This is a genomic window from Caballeronia temeraria (assembly GCF_001544795.2).
Lineage (GTDB): Bacteria > Pseudomonadota > Gammaproteobacteria > Burkholderiales > Burkholderiaceae > Caballeronia > Caballeronia temeraria.
Map to the genome: position 1 here is coordinate 35,355 of NZ_FCOI02000017.1, position 19,196 is coordinate 54,550.

Annotated in this window: 18 protein-coding genes; 17 read left to right on the plus strand and 1 reads right to left on the minus strand. The window is 65.6% G+C overall.

From position 1 onward, the window contains the following. Window positions 1–230: 230 nt before the first annotated feature. From AWB76_RS23095 to AWB76_RS23140, 10 genes are all read left to right on the plus strand, one after another. Window positions 231–953, plus strand: coding sequence for an ABC transporter permease (locus AWB76_RS23095; RefSeq protein ID WP_082864500.1), 723 nt, complete (start codon window positions 231–233; stop codon window positions 951–953). Further along, a complete protein-coding gene (locus AWB76_RS23100) occupies window positions 950–2,134 on the plus strand; it encodes an ABC transporter ATP-binding protein (RefSeq protein ID WP_063936379.1) in 1,185 nt (394 codons plus the stop codon). The genes AWB76_RS23095 and AWB76_RS23100 overlap by 4 nt, the downstream gene beginning before the upstream one ends. Further along, window positions 2,131–2,847, plus strand: coding sequence for an ABC transporter permease (locus AWB76_RS23105; RefSeq protein WP_082864501.1), 717 nt, complete (start codon window positions 2,131–2,133; stop codon window positions 2,845–2,847). Before AWB76_RS23100 ends, AWB76_RS23105 begins: the two co-directional genes overlap by 4 nt. A gap of 23 nt (window positions 2,848–2,870) precedes the next feature. Next, complete coding sequence (locus AWB76_RS23110) at window positions 2,871–3,794, plus strand: glycine betaine ABC transporter substrate-binding protein (RefSeq protein ID WP_061162471.1); 924 nt, start codon at window positions 2,871–2,873, stop codon at window positions 3,792–3,794. A 12-nt stretch (window positions 3,795–3,806) separates the two neighbouring features. Then, complete coding sequence (locus AWB76_RS23115; RefSeq protein ID WP_244173425.1) at window positions 3,807–4,670, plus strand: nitrilase-related carbon-nitrogen hydrolase; 864 nt, start codon at window positions 3,807–3,809, stop codon at window positions 4,668–4,670. Window positions 4,671–4,749: 79 nt separating this feature from the next. Beyond that, window positions 4,750–6,009 (plus strand): aromatic ring-hydroxylating oxygenase subunit alpha, encoded by a 1,260-nt coding sequence (locus AWB76_RS23120; protein ID WP_063936380.1) that lies wholly within the window; start codon window positions 4,750–4,752, stop codon window positions 6,007–6,009. After that, window positions 6,002–7,069 (plus strand): FAD-binding oxidoreductase, encoded by a 1,068-nt coding sequence (locus AWB76_RS23125; RefSeq protein WP_061162473.1) that lies wholly within the window; start codon window positions 6,002–6,004, stop codon window positions 7,067–7,069. The genes AWB76_RS23120 and AWB76_RS23125 overlap by 8 nt, the downstream gene beginning before the upstream one ends. After that, window positions 7,066–8,427 carry an MmgE/PrpD family protein gene (locus AWB76_RS23130; protein ID WP_244173426.1) on the plus strand — a complete coding sequence of 454 codons (1,362 nt, stop codon included), beginning with the start codon at window positions 7,066–7,068 and terminating at the stop codon, window positions 8,425–8,427. Before AWB76_RS23125 ends, AWB76_RS23130 begins: the two co-directional genes overlap by 4 nt. Window positions 8,428–8,435: 8 nt before the next feature. Next, window positions 8,436–10,064 carry an FAD/NAD(P)-dependent oxidoreductase gene (locus AWB76_RS23135; protein ID WP_061162474.1) on the plus strand — a complete coding sequence of 543 codons (1,629 nt, stop codon included), beginning with the start codon at window positions 8,436–8,438 and terminating at the stop codon, window positions 10,062–10,064. A 58-nt stretch (window positions 10,065–10,122) separates the two neighbouring features. Continuing rightward, window positions 10,123–11,310 carry an NAD(P)/FAD-dependent oxidoreductase gene (locus AWB76_RS23140; protein WP_061162475.1) on the plus strand — a complete coding sequence of 396 codons (1,188 nt, stop codon included), beginning with the start codon at window positions 10,123–10,125 and terminating at the stop codon, window positions 11,308–11,310. Between the two features lie 5 nt (window positions 11,311–11,315). Here AWB76_RS23140 and AWB76_RS23145 read toward each other — a convergent pair whose 3' ends face one another. After that, window positions 11,316–12,296, minus strand: coding sequence for a GlxA family transcriptional regulator (locus tag AWB76_RS23145; protein WP_167357778.1), 981 nt, complete (start codon window positions 12,294–12,296; stop codon window positions 11,316–11,318). 148 nt (window positions 12,297–12,444) lie between these two features. Here AWB76_RS23145 and AWB76_RS23150 point away from each other — a divergent pair, with 148 nt between their 5' ends. From AWB76_RS23150 to AWB76_RS23180, 7 genes are all read left to right on the plus strand, one after another. Then, window positions 12,445–13,446: a LysR family transcriptional regulator gene (locus tag AWB76_RS23150; protein ID WP_061162560.1), complete on the plus strand. Its 1,002-nt coding sequence runs from the start codon at window positions 12,445–12,447 to the stop codon at window positions 13,444–13,446. A 131-nt stretch (window positions 13,447–13,577) separates the two neighbouring features. Next, window positions 13,578–14,600 (plus strand): ABC transporter substrate-binding protein, encoded by a 1,023-nt coding sequence (locus AWB76_RS23155; RefSeq protein ID WP_061162477.1) that lies wholly within the window; start codon window positions 13,578–13,580, stop codon window positions 14,598–14,600. A gap of 10 nt (window positions 14,601–14,610) precedes the next feature. Then, entirely contained in the window at window positions 14,611–15,381 is a 771-nt protein-coding gene (locus AWB76_RS23160) for an ABC transporter permease (protein WP_061162478.1), read from the plus strand. Then, a complete protein-coding gene (locus AWB76_RS23165) occupies window positions 15,369–16,154 on the plus strand; it encodes an ABC transporter ATP-binding protein (protein ID WP_061162479.1) in 786 nt (261 codons plus the stop codon). Before AWB76_RS23160 ends, AWB76_RS23165 begins: the two co-directional genes overlap by 13 nt. Window positions 16,155–16,252: 98 nt before the next feature. After that, a complete protein-coding gene (locus AWB76_RS23170) occupies window positions 16,253–17,440 on the plus strand; it encodes an NAD(P)/FAD-dependent oxidoreductase (RefSeq protein WP_061162480.1) in 1,188 nt (395 codons plus the stop codon). 51 nt (window positions 17,441–17,491) lie between these two features. Then, the gene (locus AWB76_RS23175) at window positions 17,492–18,241 is read left to right on the plus strand and encodes an electron transfer flavoprotein subunit beta/FixA family protein (RefSeq protein WP_061162481.1); all 750 of its coding nucleotides are present in this window, start codon (window positions 17,492–17,494) and stop codon (window positions 18,239–18,241) included. Further along, window positions 18,242–19,171 (plus strand): electron transfer flavoprotein subunit alpha/FixB family protein, encoded by a 930-nt coding sequence (locus tag AWB76_RS23180; RefSeq protein WP_061162482.1) that lies wholly within the window; start codon window positions 18,242–18,244, stop codon window positions 19,169–19,171. It begins immediately after the preceding gene. Window positions 19,172–19,196 lie beyond the last annotated feature (25 nt).

Genomic DNA, 19,196 nt, shown 5'->3' on the forward strand with positions numbered 1-19,196 from the left:
GGCGGGCATGGGCGGCGCCCATCATGCATCCACCGGATGCGCGCGATCGCTTCATCAGCGAACCGGCGGGAACGAGCATCAGTTTGCCTTATGCAAAACGGTTACGGGATGTCCGACATATCTTGGCCGCGTCGGATTCGTGACAACAGATGTCGAGTTTGTATTGGTTCAACCGATTTTGGCCCGGTACATTCGACCAACGCTGGCATCGGTATGCGCGGGAGGCCGCAGTGGATACGCTGGTTTTCGTCTGGAATAACGCGGCATCGATCGGGCACATGCTGGTCGATCACGTGCTGCTCGTGCTGGCCGGGGTCGGCTGCGCGATCGTCACGGGCGTCGCACTCGGCATCGTCATCACGCTCAACGAGCGGCTCGCGCGCGTCGTGCTCTATACCGCCGCGATGCTGATGACGATTCCGTCGATCGCGCTCTTCGGCCTGCTGATTCCGGTGCTGTCGCTGATCGGCCAGGGCATCGGCTTTCTGCCCGCAGCCATCGCGCTCTTTCTCTACTCCCAGTTGCCGATCCTGCGCAACACCTACGCGGCGATCCGCAATCTCGATCCCGCGCTGCGCGAAGCCGCGCTCGGCATGGGCATGACGCCGTGGCAGCGGCTGTATCGCGTCGAAATGCCGATCGCCGTGCCGATCATCATGGCGGGCGTGCGCATGGCCGTGGTGATGAACATCGGCATCGCGGCGATCGCGACGTATATCGGCGCGGGCGGGCTCGGGCGGCTCATCAGCCGCGGCCTTTCGCAGTCGGACCCGCGTCAGCTCGTGGCCGGCGCGGTGATCGTCGCGCTGCTCGCGATCCTCGCCGATCTCGGCCTCGCCACGCTGCAATGGCGTCTCACGCCGCAAGGCATGCGGCCGCGCCGCGCGCGTTTTCTCTGGCGGCGTGGCGCGCCCTTCACCAGCACGGCGGTCCAATCGGCGGAGGCACGATGATCGATCTTCGGAACCTGACGAAGCGCTTCGAGTCGCGCGGCGCGAAGCCGGTCGTCGACGATATTTCGATGACCGTCGAGGAAGGCGAACTGTGCGTGCTGCTCGGGCCTTCCGGCTGCGGCAAGACCACGACGCTCAAGATGATCAACCGCCTCGTGCAGCCGACCTCGGGCCAGATCCTGATCGGCGGCGCCGATACGGCGCGCTTCGACATCGTCGAGCTGCGGCGGCGCATCGGCTACGCGATCCAGCAGGTCGGCCTGTTTCCGAACATGACGGTGGCGGAGAACATCGGGCTCGTGCCGCAGATGCTCGGCTGGGACAAGCCGCGCATCCGTGCGCGCACGGAAACGCTGCTCGCGATGGTCTCGCTCGATCCGGCGACCTACATGCCCGCGTATCCGCGCGATCTGTCGGGCGGGCAGCAGCAGCGCGTCGGCGTGGCGCGCGCGCTCGCCGCCGATCCGCCGGTCATGCTGATGGACGAGCCGTTCGGCGCGATCGATCCGATCAACCGCACCTCGATTCAGGACGAGTTCCGCCACATTCAGAAGAGCCTCAGGAAGACCGTGATGTTCGTAAGCCACGACATCGACGAGGCCATGAAAATGGGCGACAAGGTCGCAATTTTCCGCGACGGCAAGATTGAGCAGATGGCGAGTCCGGACGAACTGCTCGCGCGTCCGGCGAGCGCGTTCGTCGCGGATTTCGTCGGCGCCGACCGCGCGTTGAAGCGTCTGCGCCTGATGCGCGCGGCCGACGCGGCGCTGGAACCGGCGCGCGTCGCCCGCTGCGGTTTTCCGAGCGCGGATGCGCGTGCGCTGTTGCGCAACCATCTTGCCGATACGCTCGTCGTGCTCGATGCGCAGGACAAGCCCGTCGGCCATGTCGGTCCGATGGAACTCGCCGCCGGCGGCGCGACGCTCGACGCCGCGCAAGTGCGCGTGCTGCCCGCCGTCGTGCGCGCGAGCGACGATCTGCGCTCGGTCATGTCGATGCTCCTCGCGCACGGCGCAAGCTGGCTGCCGGGCGTCGACGCGGACGGACGCTTCATCGGTTACGTGACGCACGAACGCATCGCGTCGATGGCGCGCGGTGCGTGCGCGTCGGGCGAGGCGTCGCCGCACGCGATCGCGGCCGCGCCCGACGCACCCGAGCTCGCAACCGGAGCGGCGCGATGAATGCCCGCTGCGCGCGCATCGTGGCCGGCGCGTCGATCGCGCTGTTCAGCGCATCGGCGCGTGCGGACAACTGGTTCGCATCGATCGCACAGTATCGCGCGGACATCGTGTATCAGGCGGGCCAGCAAATGCTCATGGTGCTGATCGCGGGCGTCGCGGCGATTCTCGTCGCGGTTCCGGTGGGCATCTGGCTGAGCCGCCCCGGCAACGGCCGCGCCGCGCATTTCGTGATGTTCACGCTCAATGCGGGCCAGGCCGTGCCGAAACTCGCGATCCTCGCGCTCGCGATGAGCGTGCTCGGCATCGGCGCGAAGCCCGCGATTCTCGCGCTGTGGCTCGCCACGCTGCTGCCCATCGCGATGAACACCTACGAAGGCATCCGCGCCGTGCCGCCCGCGATGATCGAGGCGGCCAACGGCATCGGCATGACGCAATGGCAGATTCTGCGCAAGGTCGAACTGCCCAACGCGATGTTCGTGATTCTCGCGGGCGTGCGCACCGCGCTCGCGATCACCGTCGGCACCGCGCCGCTCGCGTTTCTTGTCGGCGGGGGCGGGCTCGGCGAACTCATCTTCACCGGCATCGACCTGAACGATTTTTCGATGCTGCTTGCCGGCGCCATTCCGACCGCCCTGCTCGCGGTCGCCACCGACCTGTTCATCGCGCAGCTTCAGCACTGGCTCGTGCCGCGCGGCGTCAGTCCTCAACGTTGATCCTTCTCCCGGAACCGAAGCCCATGTTCAAGCCGCTTTTGCCACGCAAGCCGTGGTCGCGCCTCGTCGGCGCAACACTCTTCGCGCTCGCCCTCGGCGCGTTCGGCGCGAGCCAGTCCGCGCGGGCGGCATCGACCATCACCGTCGGCGGGAAGAACTTCACGGAGCAGGTGCTGCTCGCCGAAATGACCACGGAACTGCTGAAGGCGAAGGGCTTCGATGTCGTGAAGAAGGACGGCATGGGCAGCACGGTGCTGCGCCAGGCGCAGGAGAACGGACAAGTCGACGTGTACTGGGAATATACCGGCACGTCGCTCATCACGTACAACAAGGTCACCGACAAGCTCGATCCGCAGCAGACCTACGCCCGCGTGAAGGAACTCGATGCACAGAAGGGTCTCGTCTGGCTCGATCCTTCGAAGGCGAACGATACCTACGGCCTCGCGATGAACCGCGACGTCGCGCAGAAGCTCGGCATCGCGACGCTCAGCGATCTCGCGAAGGTGCTCAACAGCGGCAAGGAACTGACCTTCGCGTGCAATTCCGAGTTCTACGCGCGGCCCGACGGCCTGCGTCCGCTGGAGAAGGAATACGGCTTTCACTTCGGGCCGTCGCAGATCAAGCGGATGGATTCGGGCCTCACGTATCAGGCGCTGAAGGATCGCCAGGTCGACACCGCGCTCGTCTTCACGACCGATGGCCGCGTGCCCGCGTTCAACTTCATCGTGCTGCGCGACGACAAGAACTTCTTCCCCGCCTACGCGCTCACGCCGGTCGCGCGCAAGGCGACGCTCGACGCCAATCCGAAGCTCGCCGACATCCTCAACTCGCTCTCCGCCAAGCTCGACGACGCGACGATGGCGCGCCTGAACGCCGAAGTCGACGTGCAGAAGAAGTCGCTCAGCGATGTCTCGGGCGCCTTCCTCAAGTCCGCCGGCCTGCTCTGACCGATGCGCGCGTTGGAGCCCTTGCTCGTCGCGGCGGCGCAGGTCGAAACGGTCGCCGGCAATCTCGCGGCGAACCTCGCATCGCATCGGCGGATGATTGAGAAGGCGGCCGCGCGCGGCGTGCGTCTGCTCGTGTTTCCCGAGTTGTCGCTCGCCGGGCACGCGGCGGGCGAGCACGCGCTGAAGCTCGCCATCACGCGCGACGACCGCGCGCTGCTCGAACTCGCGCGCGACTGCACGTCGCTGTGCGCGGTCGTCGGCTTCATCGAGGAAGCGCCGGGCGCGTTGTTCTACAACAGCGTCGCGACACTGCACGCGGGACGCGTCGTGCACGTACATCGAAAAATTGCGCTGGCGACATATGGCCGGCTCGACGACGGCAAGTTCTACGGACACGGAGAACGTCTCGATCAGTTCGCGTTGCCCGGAGATCCGCGCTGGCGCGTCGCAACGCCGATCTGCGCCGACTTGTGGAGTCCCGCGCTGATGCATCGACTCGCGCGCGACGGCGCCACGTTGTGCGCCGCGCCGGTGAGTTCCGCCGTCGAAGCCGTCGGCACCGACTTCGACAACCCGCGCGGCTGGGACACCGTGTTGCGCGCGCACGCGCTCGTCTACGGCTTGCCGGTCGTGTTCGCGAATCGCGTCGGCCAGGAAGGCGCGCTGCATTTCTGGGGCGGCTCGCGCATCGTCGGTCCGCGCGGCGAAATCCTCGCGCAAAGCGAGTCGCCGCGCGAGGAACTCGTCGTTGCATCGCTTGACTACGACGCCGTGCGCCACGCGCGTTTCGATCTGCCGACGGTGCGCGACGCCCGCGCCATCGATACGATTCTCGCGCAGCGTGCGCCCGGAAACGACATCGTGTCGCTTTCGTGATCGGGTTGGTCGTCTGCCTGTTGGCACCGGCTAAATCGGCGGCAGACAATCGATTCAACTGATCGTTCGCACGGAGAGCATGACGATGATCGACCTGACGCGCGTGCGTGCCGCCCTCGCGCAACGCCGCGACAATTTCTCGCTGCCGCAGCCGTTCTATGCCGACGACGCCTTTCACCAGCTCGATATCGACGCGGTCTTCAACGATGAATGGCTCTTCGCGTGCAATGGCTGCGAGTTGCGCGAGCCGGGCGATTATCTGACGCTCGAAATCGGTCCGACTTCGGTAATCGTGCTGCGCGATCACGACGGCGAGATTCGCGCGTTCTTCAACACGTGCCGGCATCGCGGCTCGCGCATTTGTCTCGATGAAAAAGGCCACACGCATCGCCTGACATGCGCGTATCACCAGTGGGTCTACGAACTCGACGGCTCGCTGCTCCATGCGCGGCAGATGCCCGCGGGCTTCGAGCGCGACGCGTATGGCTTGCGGCCCGTGCATGTCGAAATCGTGTGCGGCATGGTCTATATCTGCCTCGCCGACACGCCGCCCGACATCGCGCGCTTTCGCGACGCCGTGACGCCGTACATCGCGCCGCATCAGCCGTGGCGCACGAAAGTCGCCGCCGTCTCGACGATGATCGAGGACGCGAACTGGAAGCTCGTCATCGAGAATAATCGCGAGTGCTATCACTGCGCCGGCAATCATCCGGAACTGCTCGCGACGCTCATCGAATTCGCCCTGCCCGACGATCCCGCCGGCTCGCGCGACTTCCGTTTGCTGATGGATGCGCAAGCCGCGAAGTGGGAACGTCACGGCCTGCCGCATCTGCCCGCCGATGGCGGCGACGAGTTCCGCTGCATCCGGCTGCCATTTCATCGCGGCGCGGTGTCGTTCACGCCGGACGGATCGCCCGCGTGCGCGAAGCTGCTCGGCGATCTCACCGACCCCGATCTCGGTTCGGTGCGCATGTTCCGCGTGCCGAACAACTGGAATCACTTTCTCGCGGATCACATCATTCACTTCCGGCTACTGCCGCTGTCGGCGTCGCGCACGATGCTGCGCACGACCTGGCTCGTGCATGAGGACGCGGTCGAAGGCGTCGACTACGACATCGACAATCTGACCTCGGTATGGAACGCGACCAACACGCAGGACGCGCGGCTCGCGGCAAACAATCAGCTCGGCGTCGGGTCCATCGCTTACACACCGGGTCCGTATGCGCCGTCCGAATTCATGCTGCGCAACTTCACCAACTGGTATGCGAACAAGCTCGCCTCATATCTCGACGGCACGCATGCGCATCGTTCGATCGAACTGAAGGTGTCGAATGGCTGACGTGCTGATCGAAGCGCAAACGCTAATCGTGTCCGACGAAGCGCAGGCGCGCACACTCGAATGCATTGCCGTGCGCGATGAAGCGCCGGGCGTCAAGACGTTTCGCCTGCGCGATCCGCACGCGGACGGCGCGCGCCGCTTCGCGCCCGGTCAGGCGATGCTGCTCACGCTCGATATCGACGGCGTGCGTCACGACCGCACGTTTTCGATCGCGTCGTCGCCCGTCGAGCGCGACGTGCTCGAACTCACCATCAAGGCGCAAGCGGACGGCATCGTCACGCGCTGGCTGCACGACCGTCTGTCACCGGGAACGCGCATCGACGCGCGCTATCCGCTCGGCCGCTTCACGCTCGACGTAGCGAACGCGGCGCCGCTTGCGTTTGTATCGGCGGGATCGGGCGCATCGCCGCTGATGTCGATGTTGCGCACGCTCGCGCATAGTCAGCCGGATGCGGATGTCGCGTGGCTGCATAGCGCGCGCAACGCCGCCGACATTCTTTTCGCCGATGAACTCGCGGCGCTTCAGTCGCGCATGCCGAATCTGAAGGTCATCGTGTGGCTGAGCGCGCCCGCGCCGGGCTGGTTCGGCTTGCGCGGACGCATCGCGCGCGGCACGCTCTGGGCGGTCGCGCCCGACTTCGGACGCCGCACGGTGTATTGCTGCGGACCGGCGGGCTTCATGCAGAGCATCCGGCAGATTCACGCGGCCGAAGGCGCACGACGCGCGGCGTTTCATATCGAACATTTCGGGCCCGCGCCCGTCGAGGCGTCGCAACACGATGTCGCGCCATCGCCGGATGCCGTCTATCACGCGACATTGGGCGATAAACGCTTCGACGTGCGCGCGGGCGAAACGCTGCTCGCCGCCGCGACGCGTCAGCAAGTCGTGATTCCGTGCGGCTGCGCGAGCGGCTTGTGCGGCACGTGCAAGGTGCGCCGCGTGTCCGGCGTCGTATCGATGCAGCACGCGGGCGGTCTATCGGCCGCCGAGGAAGCGCAGGGCGTCATTCTCGCGTGCTCCAGCCGTCCATCCACCGACGTCGAAATCGCTTTCCGATGATGAATCCAACTCCTCCGCTGCAGGACGACGCCAGCCGCTTCACGCACGCGTTGCGCTTCGACATGCTGCCCGATGCGGTCGTGCGCGATGCGCAGCGCCGTCTCCTCGACCTCTTCGCCGTCGCGGCGGCGGGCACATCGACGCGCATGTCGTCGATTGCGCGCGAGCACGCGCTCGATTGCTTCGCGGCGGGCCGCACGCCCGCGCGCATATTGTTCGACGGACGCATCGCGAGCGCGGCGGGAGCGGCCTTCGCGGGCGCGGCAACCATCGACAGTTTCGACGGTCACGACGGCCACGCGCTCACCAAGGGGCACGTGGGCGTCACCGTGTTACCCGCGCTGCTCGCGATGACCGAACGCGTGCCCGGCATGGGCGGGCGCGAGTTCATCGTGCAGACGGTGCTCGGCTACGAACTCGGCACGCGCGCGGGCATCTCGCTGCATGCGACGAGCCGCGAATATCACACGTCGGGCGCGTGGAATGCGCTCGCGGCGGCGGCCATCGCGAGCCGCGCGCTCGGTTTCGACGTGCCGATGACACGTCATGCGCTCGGCATCGCGGAGTATCACGGGCCGCGCTCGGACATGATGCGCTGCATCGATCATCCGACGATGCTGAAGGACGGCTCGTGCTGGGGCGCGCTCGCGGGCATCAGCGCGGCGCTGCTCGCCTCGCGGGGCTTCACCGGCGCGCCGGCGACGACCGTCGAACGCGACGCGCCCGCGATCTTTGCCGATCTCGGCGAGCGCTGGCTGATCCTCGAACAGTATGTGAAGCCGTATCCGGTATGCCGCTGGGCGCATCCGTCGATTGCGGCTGCGCTCGCGGTGCGCGCGCAGGCTGCCTTCGACGCGACCAACATCGAACGTGTGGAAATCGAAACTTTTCACGAAGCGAAGCGCCTCTGGTCCGACGCGCCGCGCACCACCGAGGAAGCGCAATACGGTGTGCTGTTTCCCGTCGCCGCCGCGTTGCTGCATGGCCGCGTGGATGCGGACACCATCGGCGAAGAAGGACTGATCGATCCGGCGGTGCACGCGCTGCTGCCGCGCCTCGTCACGTACGAGCGCGCGGACTTCAACGCGGCGTTTCCCGCCGAGCGCTGGGCGCGCGTGACGGTCGAACTGCGCGATGGCCGGCGCCTCGATTCCGGCGCGATGCAGGCGAGCGGCGATCCCGCGCGCCCGATGACGCCCGAAGCCGAACGCGGCAAGTTCCGCGCGTTGACCGGAGCGCGCTTCGGCGCACGCTTCGCAAGCGAACTCGAAGCCGCCGTCGATGCGCTCGCGGAACCTCACGCGAGCGCATCGACGCTATGCGAACTCGTGCTGAACGCGCCCAACCTTACGCAATAAGGGTCTCGATGGACAACGAAGCCATGCAAACGCCGTTCTACGATCCCGCATCCGTCGCGGGCAAGGCGCCGCCCGTCGATGAATCGACCGATCTGCTGATCGTCGGCGCGGGTCCGGCGGGCATCGCGGCTGCGCTCGAAGCGGCCGGACGCGGCGTCAGCGTGACGCTCGTCGATGAAAACCCGGTGCCGCTCGACACGATGGGCGAGGACGTGCCGCTGCATTTCGGCGGCCGCATGGGCGCTGTGGCCGGCAACGCAAACGCGATGCTCGAAGCCATGCTCGACGCGCGCCCCGAACTCGGCGATGCGCTGGAAGCGGGCGTCGACGTGAAGCTCGGCACGGCGGTCTGGGGCCTCTTTCCGCACGGCCCGGCGAGCGCGTGGATGGACACGCACGTTGCCGGTCTCGCCGATGCATCGCGTACGTGGCTCATCGCCTTCAAACAGGTGATCGTCGCCTCCGGACGGCGCGACATGGGCCTCGCCTTCGAGGGCTGGCAGCGTCCCGGCGTGATGGGCGCGAGCGCCGCGTGGCGGCTCGCCGTGCTCTACGGCGCACTCGATGCGCGCCGCGCCGTACTGGTCGGCAGCGACACGGACGCGCTGAACATCGCTGTCGATCTGATGGCGCGCGGCGTGCGGATCCTAGCGGTGATCGAACAGTCCGATGCGATCGTCGGCGACGCCGCGCTGGCGTCGCAACTCGAAGCGGGCGGCGCGCGCTTGCTCACGCGGCACGTCGTGCGGCACGCGCGCGGCGATGCGTACGGCGTCACCTCGGTCGAGGCGGCATCGCCACATGCGGACACATCGGTCACGTTCGAATGCGATACCGTGCTTCTCGGCATCGCCGCGCTGCCCGCGATCGAACTGCTCGAAGCGGCCGGTTGCGCCACGACATTCGATGCCGCGCGCGGCGGTCACGTCGCCAATGTCGATGCGATGCAGCGCACGTCGCTGCCGTTCGCGTATGCGGCGGGCGACTGCGCGGGCGTGTGGGCATCGAAGAGCCGCGATGACGGCGTCGCGCGGGAAGAAGGCCGGCGCGCGGCGCGTTCGGCGCTCGACGCTCCGGGCGTTTGCGGCACCGCACGCGTCACGCAGCCCGACGCGCCCGCGCACGACATCGCCGCTTCGCGCGTGGCGTGGGTGCGCGCGAGCGTGCTCGGCGCGGCGGGCGAGCCGTTCGTGTGCCAGTGCGAGGAAGTCACCGCGCGCGAAATCCTCGACGTGCGACCGCCGCGTTATCTCGACTGGCATCCCGCCGACGCGGCGCATGACACGCGCGGCGTCGCCGGACTCGCACTCAGCGGCCCGCCGAATCCCGATGCGGTCAAGCGGCTCACGCGCGCCTGCATGGGTCCGTGTCAGGGCCGTCGATGCCGCGAACAAGTGGCGGCGCTGCTCGCGATCGGCTCCGGCTGCGCGCTGCCGCGCATTCCGCTCGCGACGTTCCGCGCGCCGGTGCGTCCGCTCGCGCTGCGGCAACTCGCAGACGTGGCCGAAGCCTCGTCGACGGGTCCGCATTGGGACAGCTGGTTCGGCATGGCGTCGCAGTGGGTGCCGTTCTGGCGCGTCGATCCGCTGTATCGAGCGGGCACGCGGCAGAACGGAGAACCGGTGGCGAGCGAATAGCGGCATCGTTTTTACGTCGACATAACCAGGCCAATCACGCAATCGAAGGCACGCAAGCATGAACACATCGGCAGCAGGCAAACTCAAGGGCGCATCGGTGGTCATCGTCGGCGGCGGCGTGACGGGGCTCTCCGCGGGATGGTGGCTCGCGCGCGAGGGCATCGACGTGCTCGTGCTCGAAGCGGGCATGATCGGCTGGGGCGCGTCGGGACGTAACGGCGGCGGCTGCTCGCATCATCACAGCCCGCTCTTCATGGAAGAGCAACGACTCTGGCCGATGATGGACGACCTGCTCGGCTATCCGACGGAGTTTTGCCGCGAGCGCATCCGCATTGCGCTCGACGAGCATCAGTTCAGGCTGTATCGCCGGGCGCTCGAAAACGGCGAGCATCACGGCCTGCGCTCCGAAGTCCTCGATGCAAAACAGGTGCGCGAACTCGTGCCGCTCGCGGGCGATAACGTGCATGCGGGATATTTCTATCACTTCGGCGGACATGCGAATCCGCATCGCACGTTGCAGGCTTATGCGTGGGCCATGGAAGATCACGGCGCGCGCATCCTGCAACATACGCCGGCGACAGGCTTCGTCATGCAAGGCGGGCGCGTGAGCGCCGTGCAGACACCGAACGGAGACTTCGCCTGCGATCATCTCGTGATCGCGGCCGGGCCGCATACGGGCGTGCTTGCGGCGCAACTCGGCATCGACGTGCCGCTGGCGGCGGCGCGCGCGGAGATGATCGTTACCGAGCCGCTTCCGCTGATGCCGCTAGGCGGCGTCGACGGTAACGGCCTCTACGGACGGCAGACGCTGCGCGGCAATCTCGCGTTCGGCGGCGGTCCGCACGAATGGATCGGACTCGATGACGTGCGCAACGTGCGTGCGCATTCGACGCCGCTTCAATGCAGCATCGCCGCACGGCTCGCGGCGCTGCTGCCGAAGGCCGCGCACGCGAAGGTCATCCGCAGTTGGGCGGGCTATATCGAGAACACGCCGGATGGACGGCCCGTGATCGATCGTCCGGTTGCGCAAGATAACGTGACGGTCGCGACGCTATCGAGCGTGGGCTTCGGCCTGTCGCCGGCGAGCGGGCACGCGATCCGCGATCTGGTCGTCGACGGGCGATGCGGATTCGCCGATCTTTCGTCGCTGTCGCTTGCGCGCTTCGCGCATCTGGAACCGGACTGGCGTGAACTTCAAGGCTGGCTGCCGCTGCGAGCCACGGCGCCGGTGCTCGAAACCGCATAGGCGCGTCACGATCTCGGCTGCGCCGCGCGCAACTCCGTCGGACTGATGCCGTACGCGCGGCGCACCCAGCGCGCCAGATGCGACGGCGACGCGAATCCCGTCGCCACGGCGACATCAGCGACGGGCACGCTCGAATAGGTCAGCATGTCGTGCGCGCGCTCCAGCCGCAACTGCACGTAATAGCGCGCGGGCGTCGCATTCAGATGCCGCAGGAACAGACGCTCCATCTGCCGCGACGTCATGCCGATGGCCGAGCCGATATCGTTGATCTGCAACGGCGTCTCGACATGCGCGCGCATCATTTCAATGGCCCGGCGGATGCCGCGAGGCAAACTCGCGTGGTTCTGATCGCGCCAGCCGCGCTGATCGTCGGCGGTATCGCGCATGCGTTCGTGGTGAAACTGATTGGCGACGCGCACCGCGAGATCGCTGCCGTGCTGCGTCTTGATGAGATGCAGCATCATGTCCATCGCGGCGATGCCGCCCGAGCACGTCATGCGGTCGCGATCGATCTCGAACAGCTTGCTGCTGCATAGCAGATCGGGAAACGCCTCCGTGAAGGCGGGGAGATTTTCCCAGTGGATCGTGCAATGGTAGCCGCCGAGCAAGCCCGCGAGCGCGAGCAGATAGGTCGCCGTCGAAAGCGAACCGATGACCGCCTGCGTACGCGCCGCGCGCTTCAACGCCGCGACGAAGGCCGGTTCGAGAGCGGGCGCGAGACGCAAGCCGCCGCAGACGAACACGTAATCGGCGTCCTTGTACACGTCGTCGAACGTGCGCGCCGCGAGCGCAATGCCGCTCGACGAATGCACCGGCTCGCCGTCGAGACTCGCGAGCGTCCAGTCGTAAAGCGTGTCGCCCGCGAGGCGATTGGCCGAGCGCAGCGGCTCGATGGCGGACGAGAGGCTCATCATCGACAAGCCGTCCGCGAGCAGAAACACGATCCGGCGCGGCCCGGCATCGGACGAACGAGAGTGAGAGATCAAAGCGCGGCGCGTGAGATGGACGATGAAAACCTCCGCGTAAGCGAAGGCGCCTTGTTCAATGCGTGTGCGCGTCATTATCGCCGCGAAAATACCCATGCGAACAGAGCGCGGCGAGGCTTATACGGCAGAATGGGCGCGGGAGGAAACCATGCGAAACACTTTCGTCGGGGTAGACCTGCGTGCATTGCAGGCGTTCGTCGCGGTCTGCGAAACGCGTTCGATGACCGAGGCCGCGCGCGTGCTGGGCGTCACGCAAAGCGCGGTGAGCCAACTCATCGCGGCACTTGAACGCGAACAGGGGGTGGCGCTGTTCGATCGCGAGTTCAGGCCGGTGCGGCCCAACGCGGCGGGCCGCATTCTGCTCGAACAGGCGGGCGGGCTGCTCGAACATGCGCAGGCGGTTTCGCATAACGTGCGCAACGCGACAAGCGAAGGCGTGCCGAGCCTGCGCATCGGCTGCGTGGATTCGTTCGCGGCGAGCGTCGGGCCGCATCTCGTGCAGCGCCTGTCCGATCGCATGAAGACGCTTTCGATGTGGTCCGGCCTCACGCCGACGCTCAGCGAACAACTTGCCAATCGCGAACTCGATCTCGCCATCTGCACCGAAGCGACGCTCGATCCGCGCCGCGTCGAATTGCGTCCGCTGTTCTCGGAGACGTTCGTCGCCGTTGCGCCGAAAACGTTCGGCGCGGGCCGCAAGCCGTGCGACTTTCACGACGTCGTGCGCGAACTGCCGCTGTTGCGTTACACGGGACGCTCGCTGATCGGCCAACAGGTCGAGCGGCTCGTCAAGCACATGAACTTCCATGCGCCCAACCGCTACGAGTTCGACGACACCGATCCGCTGCTCAGCCTCGTTGCGTCCGGTTTCGGCTGCGCGATCACATCGCCGCTGTGTCTGTGGCAATCGCGCGCGCATCTGCCGGACGTGACGGTCGTGCCGCTGCCCGCCACGCGCATCGGGCATCGACACTTCTACATTCTCACGCGCCGCTCCGAATGGTCCGCGATGGCCGATGCCGTGTCGCGCGAGTCCATCGCGGTCGCGCGCGACGTGATCGCGCCGGGATTGCTCGCCGCCCTGCCCGGCATGCCCGCTGAACTCTTCGACGTCTACGCGCATGACTTCGATGCGCAAGGCGCAGCATGAAATTAGCGGAACTGCTTCAAAACATAAGAGTTTCTGATTTGGTCAGATAGCTTAATGACGGGGCGACGTTCGCTACTACCATCGCAAACAGACCGCCGGCCCCCCACCTCTCATTCAGACAGGGCATAACGATGACAAGCAATCGCCGTACATTTCTAAAGCAGGCATCCTGGATCGGCGCGGCTGCGGCCACGGCGGGTTTCAGCGCGGGATTCGCGCCGCTCGCGCGCGCGGCAACGACCTTGAACTACGGCGGCTCGGCGTGGCTCGGGCACTACGCGGCGTATGTCGCGATGAAGACCGATATCTTCACGAAGCTCGGCATTGACTGCCGCTGGCAATCGTTCTCGACGTCCTCGGCGCGCATGGGCGCGGTGATGGCGGGCAATATCGATATCGCGGGCACGGGCGTCGTCTCGGCGCTCGCGCTGATGGCCAACGGCGCGAAGCAATTTCAACTCATCTCCACACCCAATAACTTCGGCAAGTCCGAAGGGCTGCTCGTGCGCAGCAATGTGAAATCGCTCGCGGATCTCAAGGGCAAGAAGATCGGCGTCACGTATGCATCGAGCTCGCATGTGCTGCTGCTCGACGTGCTGCGTCAGGCCAACATGGACCCGGCCAAGGACGTGAGCATCATCAATCTGCCCGCGAACGAACTGCTCACCGCTTATCGCGGCAATCAGATCGATGCCGCCGCCGCATGGACGCCGACCTTCGACCGCATCAAGGCGCTGCCCGACACCAAGCTCCTGCTCGACGATTCGTCGTTCTCGCTCTACAAGCAGTATCAATTGACGCCGGGACCGGACGTGCTGCTGGTGCGCACGGCGTTCGCGAGCGCGCATCCCGAGGTGCCGAAGGCCTTTCTGCAAGGCATCGCGCAGGCCAGCGACATGATGACGCAAAGCCCCGAAAAGGCGGCGCCCATTCTGATGACGCTCACGAATCTGTCCGAAGACGAGCAACTGGCGATCCTCAAGCAGACGCAGTGGTATTCGCACGCGCAGCAGAAAGCGCTTTTCGTGAGCAGCGGCGGCAAGCCGGGACCGTTCGTCGATGGCGTGCAGAAGCTCTCCGACATGCTCGTCGATCTCAAGCAGATCGATCAGTCGCCGAAGGTGGCGGACTGGATCAACGCAACTTATCTGTGAGCCTCGACGGATGGCATCGAATCGCAAATGGGCGGGCGGTGGCCTGCTCGTCGTCAGCGCGTGCTCGCTAATCGGGTTTTTGCTGCTGTGGGAACTCGTGTGCCGCGCGGGTCTCGTCGATGCGGTCTTTCTGCCCGCGCCATCGCAAGTGCTGGCGCGCGGCATCCGCATGTGGAATCAGCATTCGCTCGTCGACAACGTGCTCGCGTCCACGCGCCGCGTGATGGTTGGCTTTCTCGCGGCGGCGGTCGTATCGATACCGCTCGGAATCATGCTCGGCACGTCGCGCGTGGCGCGCGCGGTATTCGATCCGCTGCTGTCGTTCCTGCGACCGCTGCCGTCGATGAGCTGGATTCCGCTTTCGCTGCTGTGGTTCGGCATCACTGAAACGCAGAAGTACAGCATCGTGTTCATGGGCTCGTTCGCGCCCGCGCTGCTGTATGTGATCGACGCGACGCGCAGCATCGATCCGATCTTCATCCGGGCGGCACGCAATCTCGGCGCGAACCGCTGGCAGGTCATGTTCGAAGTCATTCTGCCCGGCTGCATTCCGCAGATTCTCTCGGGCATGAAGGTGATTCTCGGACTCTCGTGGACTTGCGTGATCTCGGCCGAACTCGTCGCCGCGCAACAAGGTCTCGGATTCATGATCATGAACGGACGCGAGTTCTTCCAGACCGATACCGTCGTGCTCGGCATGGTGCTCATCAGCATCACGGTGCTCGTGACGGATGCCGTGTTCCGGCTCATCGAACGCGGAGTGCTGTCATGGCAACGATGAATCATCCGATGATCCGGCTCGAAGGCGTCGCGAAGAGTTATGGCGCGTTGCAGGTGTTGAAGGAAGTCGATCTCGATATCGCTAAGGGCGAGTTCGTCGTGCTGCTCGGCGCGTCGGGCTGCGGCAAATCGACGATGCTCAACATGATCTCCGGCTTCGAGCATCCGACGCAGGGCCGCGTCCTCGTCAACGGCAAGACCGTGAAGGATGTCGAACCCGCATGCGGCATGGTATTTCAGCAATACGCACTCTTTCCATGGAAGACGGTGAGCGAGAACGTCGCGTTCGGGCTGAAGATGCGCGGCGTCGGCAAGGCGGAAAGGCGCGAGGCGGCGCGGCGTCATATTGAAGCCGTCGGCCTGAAGGGCTTCGAGGACAGCTATCCCGGCAAGTTGTCGGGCGGCATGAAGCAGCGCGTATCGATTGCGCGCGTGCTCGCCAACGACCCGGACGTCATGCTGCTCGACGAACCCTTCGCCGCGCTTGACGCGATGACGCGGCAAGTGCTGCAGGAACAACTGCTGTCGCTCTATGAAAAGAGCGGCAAGACCATCGTCTTCATCACGCATTCCATCGACGAAGCGCTGATGCTTTCCACTCGCATGATCGTGATGGGTGCGAAGCCGGGGCGCATCGTGCAGGATATCCGCAACGATCTGCCGCTGCCGCGCAGCGCCGAAGTGCAGCTCTCGCCCGCGTATCTGGAGATGAAGAAATCGATCTGGGAAACGGTGCAGGCCGAAGTCATGAAGGGACTTGAAGGCGCTTCTTGATATCGCTTCTGCCTAGCATCGTTTTCGCTTATGGATGCGGCATTGCATCAGCGAAGCGGCACACTGCACATCATCCGCATGAGAAAGGACGCGCAACAGTGAATACCTATGACGTGGTTGTAATCGGGGCCGGCGTGGTCGGCAGTTCCGTCGCGTTTCATCTTCAGAAGCTGGGCGCGAAAAGCGTGCTCGTGCTGGATCGCGCGACTATCGGAGCGGGCACAACGTCGCAATCGTCGGGCATTCTGCGCACGCATTATTCGGTGAAGGAGAACGTCGAACTCGCGCGCAAGTCGTGGGCCGTGTTCAACGACTTCGCGGCCTATCTCGGCGATGACGAAGCATCGTGCGGCATCGTCAAGAGCGGCTATATGATCGTCGCTGCCGATGGCGACAAGGTCGAGCCGTTGCGCGCATCGCTCGAACAGCAGAAGAGCCAGGGCATTGCGCTCGAATTGCTGAGCGCGCAACAGGCGCACGAACTCATGCCGATCGCACGTTTCGACGATGCCGCACTGATCGGCTTCGAGCCCGAAGCCGGTTTTGCCGATGCCTATCTCACGGCGACGAGTTTCGCGCGCGCGGCGCGGCGCGGCGGGGTGACGATCCGCGAGAACGTCACGGTGAATCGCTTGCTGATCGAGAACGGCCGGGTGCTTGGCGTATCGACGAGCGCGGGCGATTTCGCGGCATCGATGGTCGTCAGCACGCAGAACATCTGGACGCCCGAGCTCGCGGGCTGGACCGGCGCGACGCTGCCGGTGTCGCCCGAGCGTCACGCGGTGCTCGCGCTCGAGTGCGAAGGCGCGGCCTATACGTACACAATGCCGGTGTTCAAGGACCTCGCTTCGCCGGGCATGCTGTATTGCCGCAGCTACGGCGGCAATCAGATGCTCGTCAGCGAAGGAACCGCCGGCGAGAAGCTCGACAAAGCGGACATCGAACAAGGCGATATCTCGATGGACTATGTCGTCGAAGTCGGCGCGCAGGTCGCCGAACGCTTTCCGGCATACGAGGCGGCGGGCATCGCGTCGTCGTGGACGGGCGTGTACGACGTCACGCCCGACTGGAACCCCGTGCTCGGTGCGTTGCCGGGCATAGAAGGTCTCGTCGTCGGTTATGGGTTTTCGGGCCACGGCTTCAAGCTGTCGCCGACCGTCGGCAAGGTGCTCGCGCAGGCCGCGCTCGGCTTGCCGAGCGATGTGTCGCTCGCGCCGTACTCCGTCGAACGCTTTGCGACCGGCGCGTTGTTGACGGGTAAATACGGCATCGGCGCGGTGTCCTGATGCCCGCGGCGTCGCGCTTTTCTCATCGGATTCGAACCAGGAAATGCAACCATGAAGGTCATGGCAGCAGTGAAACGTGTCGTCGATTACAACGTGAAGGTCCGCGTGAAGGCGGATCAAAGCGGCGTTGAAACGAGCAACGTGAAGATGTCGATGAATCCGTTCGACGAGATCGCCGTCGAAGCGGCCACTCGCCTGAAGGAAGCTGGGCACGCGAGAGAAGTGATCGCCGTGACGTGCGGTCCGGCGCAAACCACGGAGACGCTGCGCACGGCGCTAGCCATCGGCGCGGATCGCGGCGTGCTCATTCAGACGGACGCGGAATTGCAGCCGCTGGCCGTCGCGAAGTTGCTGAAGGCCGCGGTCGAGCGCGAACAGCCGCGACTCGTGATCCTCGGCAAGCAGGCCATCGACGACGACGCCGGTCAGACGGGCCAGTTGCTTGCCGCATTGCTCGACTGGCCGCAGGCGACCTTCGCGAGTCACATCGAGATGGGCGCGGATACCGCCACGGTCACGCGCGAAGTGGATGGCGGTCTCGAAGTCATCCAGGTTGTGTTGCCCGCCATCGTGACGACGGATTTGCGCCTGAACGAGCCGCGTTACGTGACGCTGCCCAACATCATGAAGGCAAAGAAGAAGCCGATCGATACGCTGAGTCCCGCCGATCTCGGCGTCGATCCTTCACCGCGCCTGAAGACGCTGAAGGTTGCCGAACCGGCGGCGCGCAAAGCGGGCGTGCGCGTGAGCGACGTCGCCGGGCTCGTCGACAAACTCAAGAACGAAGCCAAGGTCATCTGAATGAGCACACTCGTCCTAGCCGAGCACGACGGCGCGAGCATCAGCGCGGCCACGCGCAATACGATCGGCGCCGCGCGCCAGTTGAACGCGCCTGTGCACCTGCTGATCGCGGGTCACGATGCGCGCCGCGCGGCCGATGCCGCTAGCCGTATCGAAGGCGTGGATCGCGTCGTGCTCGTCGATGCATCGCATCTCGCCGATGGTCTCGCGGAGAACATCGCCGCACAGGTGCTGATGCTTGCGCCGTCACATACGCATGTGCTCTTTCCGGCGACGGCGTCGGGGAAGAACGTCGCGCCGCGCGTCGCCGCTAAGCTCGATGCCTCGCAGATTTCCGATGTCATCGCCATTCACGACGCCGATACCTTCGACCGCCCGATCTATGCGGGCAACGCCATCGCCACCGTGCAATGCGATGACGCGATCAAGGTCCTGACGATCCGCGCCACCGCATTCGATGCCGCGCCGTTGTCCGACGCTTGCGCTCCCGTCGACACGAAAGAGGCCGTCGCGGGGACACAGCGCGCGCGTTTCGTACGTCGCGAGGTGGCGGTGAGTGAGCGGCCCGAGCTTACGTCGGCGCGCGTCGTCGTCTCGGGCGGCCGCGGCATGGGAAGCGCGGAGAACTTCGCGCTGCTCGATCCGCTCGCGCAAAAACTCGGCGCGGCGGTTGGCGCGTCGCGCGCAGCGGTCGATGCGGGTTTCGCGCCCAACGACTGGCAGGTCGGACAGACGGGCAAGATCGTCGCGCCGCAGTTGTATGTCGCGGTCGGCATATCGGGCGCGATTCAGCATCTGGCCGGCATGAGGGACGCGAAGGTCATCGTCGCCGTGAACAAGGACGCGGAAGCGCCGATCTTCAGCGTCGCGGATTACGGGCTCGTAGGCGATCTGTTCGAGGCGGTGCCGCAGCTCGTGAAGAGGTTGTGATGGGCTGAGCCCCGTGCGATTGACC

What these genes read in the sequence shown, in the direction of transcription:
- AWB76_RS23150 (WP_061162560.1), top strand. Translation starts at nt 12,445, where the DNA reads ATGCGAAACACTTTCGTCGGGGTAGACCTGCGTGCATTGCAGGCGTTC.
- AWB76_RS23125 (WP_061162473.1), top strand. Translation starts at nt 6,002, where the DNA reads ATGGCTGACGTGCTGATCGAAGCGCAAACGCTAATCGTGTCCGACGAA.
- AWB76_RS23100 (WP_063936379.1), top strand. Translation starts at nt 950, where the DNA reads ATGATCGATCTTCGGAACCTGACGAAGCGCTTCGAGTCGCGCGGCGCG.
- AWB76_RS23180 (WP_061162482.1), top strand. Translation starts at nt 18,242, where the DNA reads ATGAGCACACTCGTCCTAGCCGAGCACGACGGCGCGAGCATCAGCGCG.
- AWB76_RS23105 (WP_082864501.1), top strand. Translation starts at nt 2,131, where the DNA reads ATGAATGCCCGCTGCGCGCGCATCGTGGCCGGCGCGTCGATCGCGCTG.
- AWB76_RS23120 (WP_063936380.1), top strand. Translation starts at nt 4,750, where the DNA reads ATGACGATGATCGACCTGACGCGCGTGCGTGCCGCCCTCGCGCAACGC.
- AWB76_RS23175 (WP_061162481.1), top strand. Translation starts at nt 17,492, where the DNA reads ATGAAGGTCATGGCAGCAGTGAAACGTGTCGTCGATTACAACGTGAAG.
- AWB76_RS23160 (WP_061162478.1), top strand. Translation starts at nt 14,611, where the DNA reads ATGGCATCGAATCGCAAATGGGCGGGCGGTGGCCTGCTCGTCGTCAGC.
- AWB76_RS23135 (WP_061162474.1), top strand. Translation starts at nt 8,436, where the DNA reads ATGGACAACGAAGCCATGCAAACGCCGTTCTACGATCCCGCATCCGTC.
- AWB76_RS23130 (WP_244173426.1), top strand. Translation starts at nt 7,066, where the DNA reads ATGATGAATCCAACTCCTCCGCTGCAGGACGACGCCAGCCGCTTCACG.
- AWB76_RS23140 (WP_061162475.1), top strand. Translation starts at nt 10,123, where the DNA reads ATGAACACATCGGCAGCAGGCAAACTCAAGGGCGCATCGGTGGTCATC.
- AWB76_RS23165 (WP_061162479.1), top strand. Translation starts at nt 15,369, where the DNA reads ATGGCAACGATGAATCATCCGATGATCCGGCTCGAAGGCGTCGCGAAG.
- AWB76_RS23110 (WP_061162471.1), top strand. Translation starts at nt 2,871, where the DNA reads ATGTTCAAGCCGCTTTTGCCACGCAAGCCGTGGTCGCGCCTCGTCGGC.
- AWB76_RS23155 (WP_061162477.1), top strand. Translation starts at nt 13,578, where the DNA reads ATGACAAGCAATCGCCGTACATTTCTAAAGCAGGCATCCTGGATCGGC.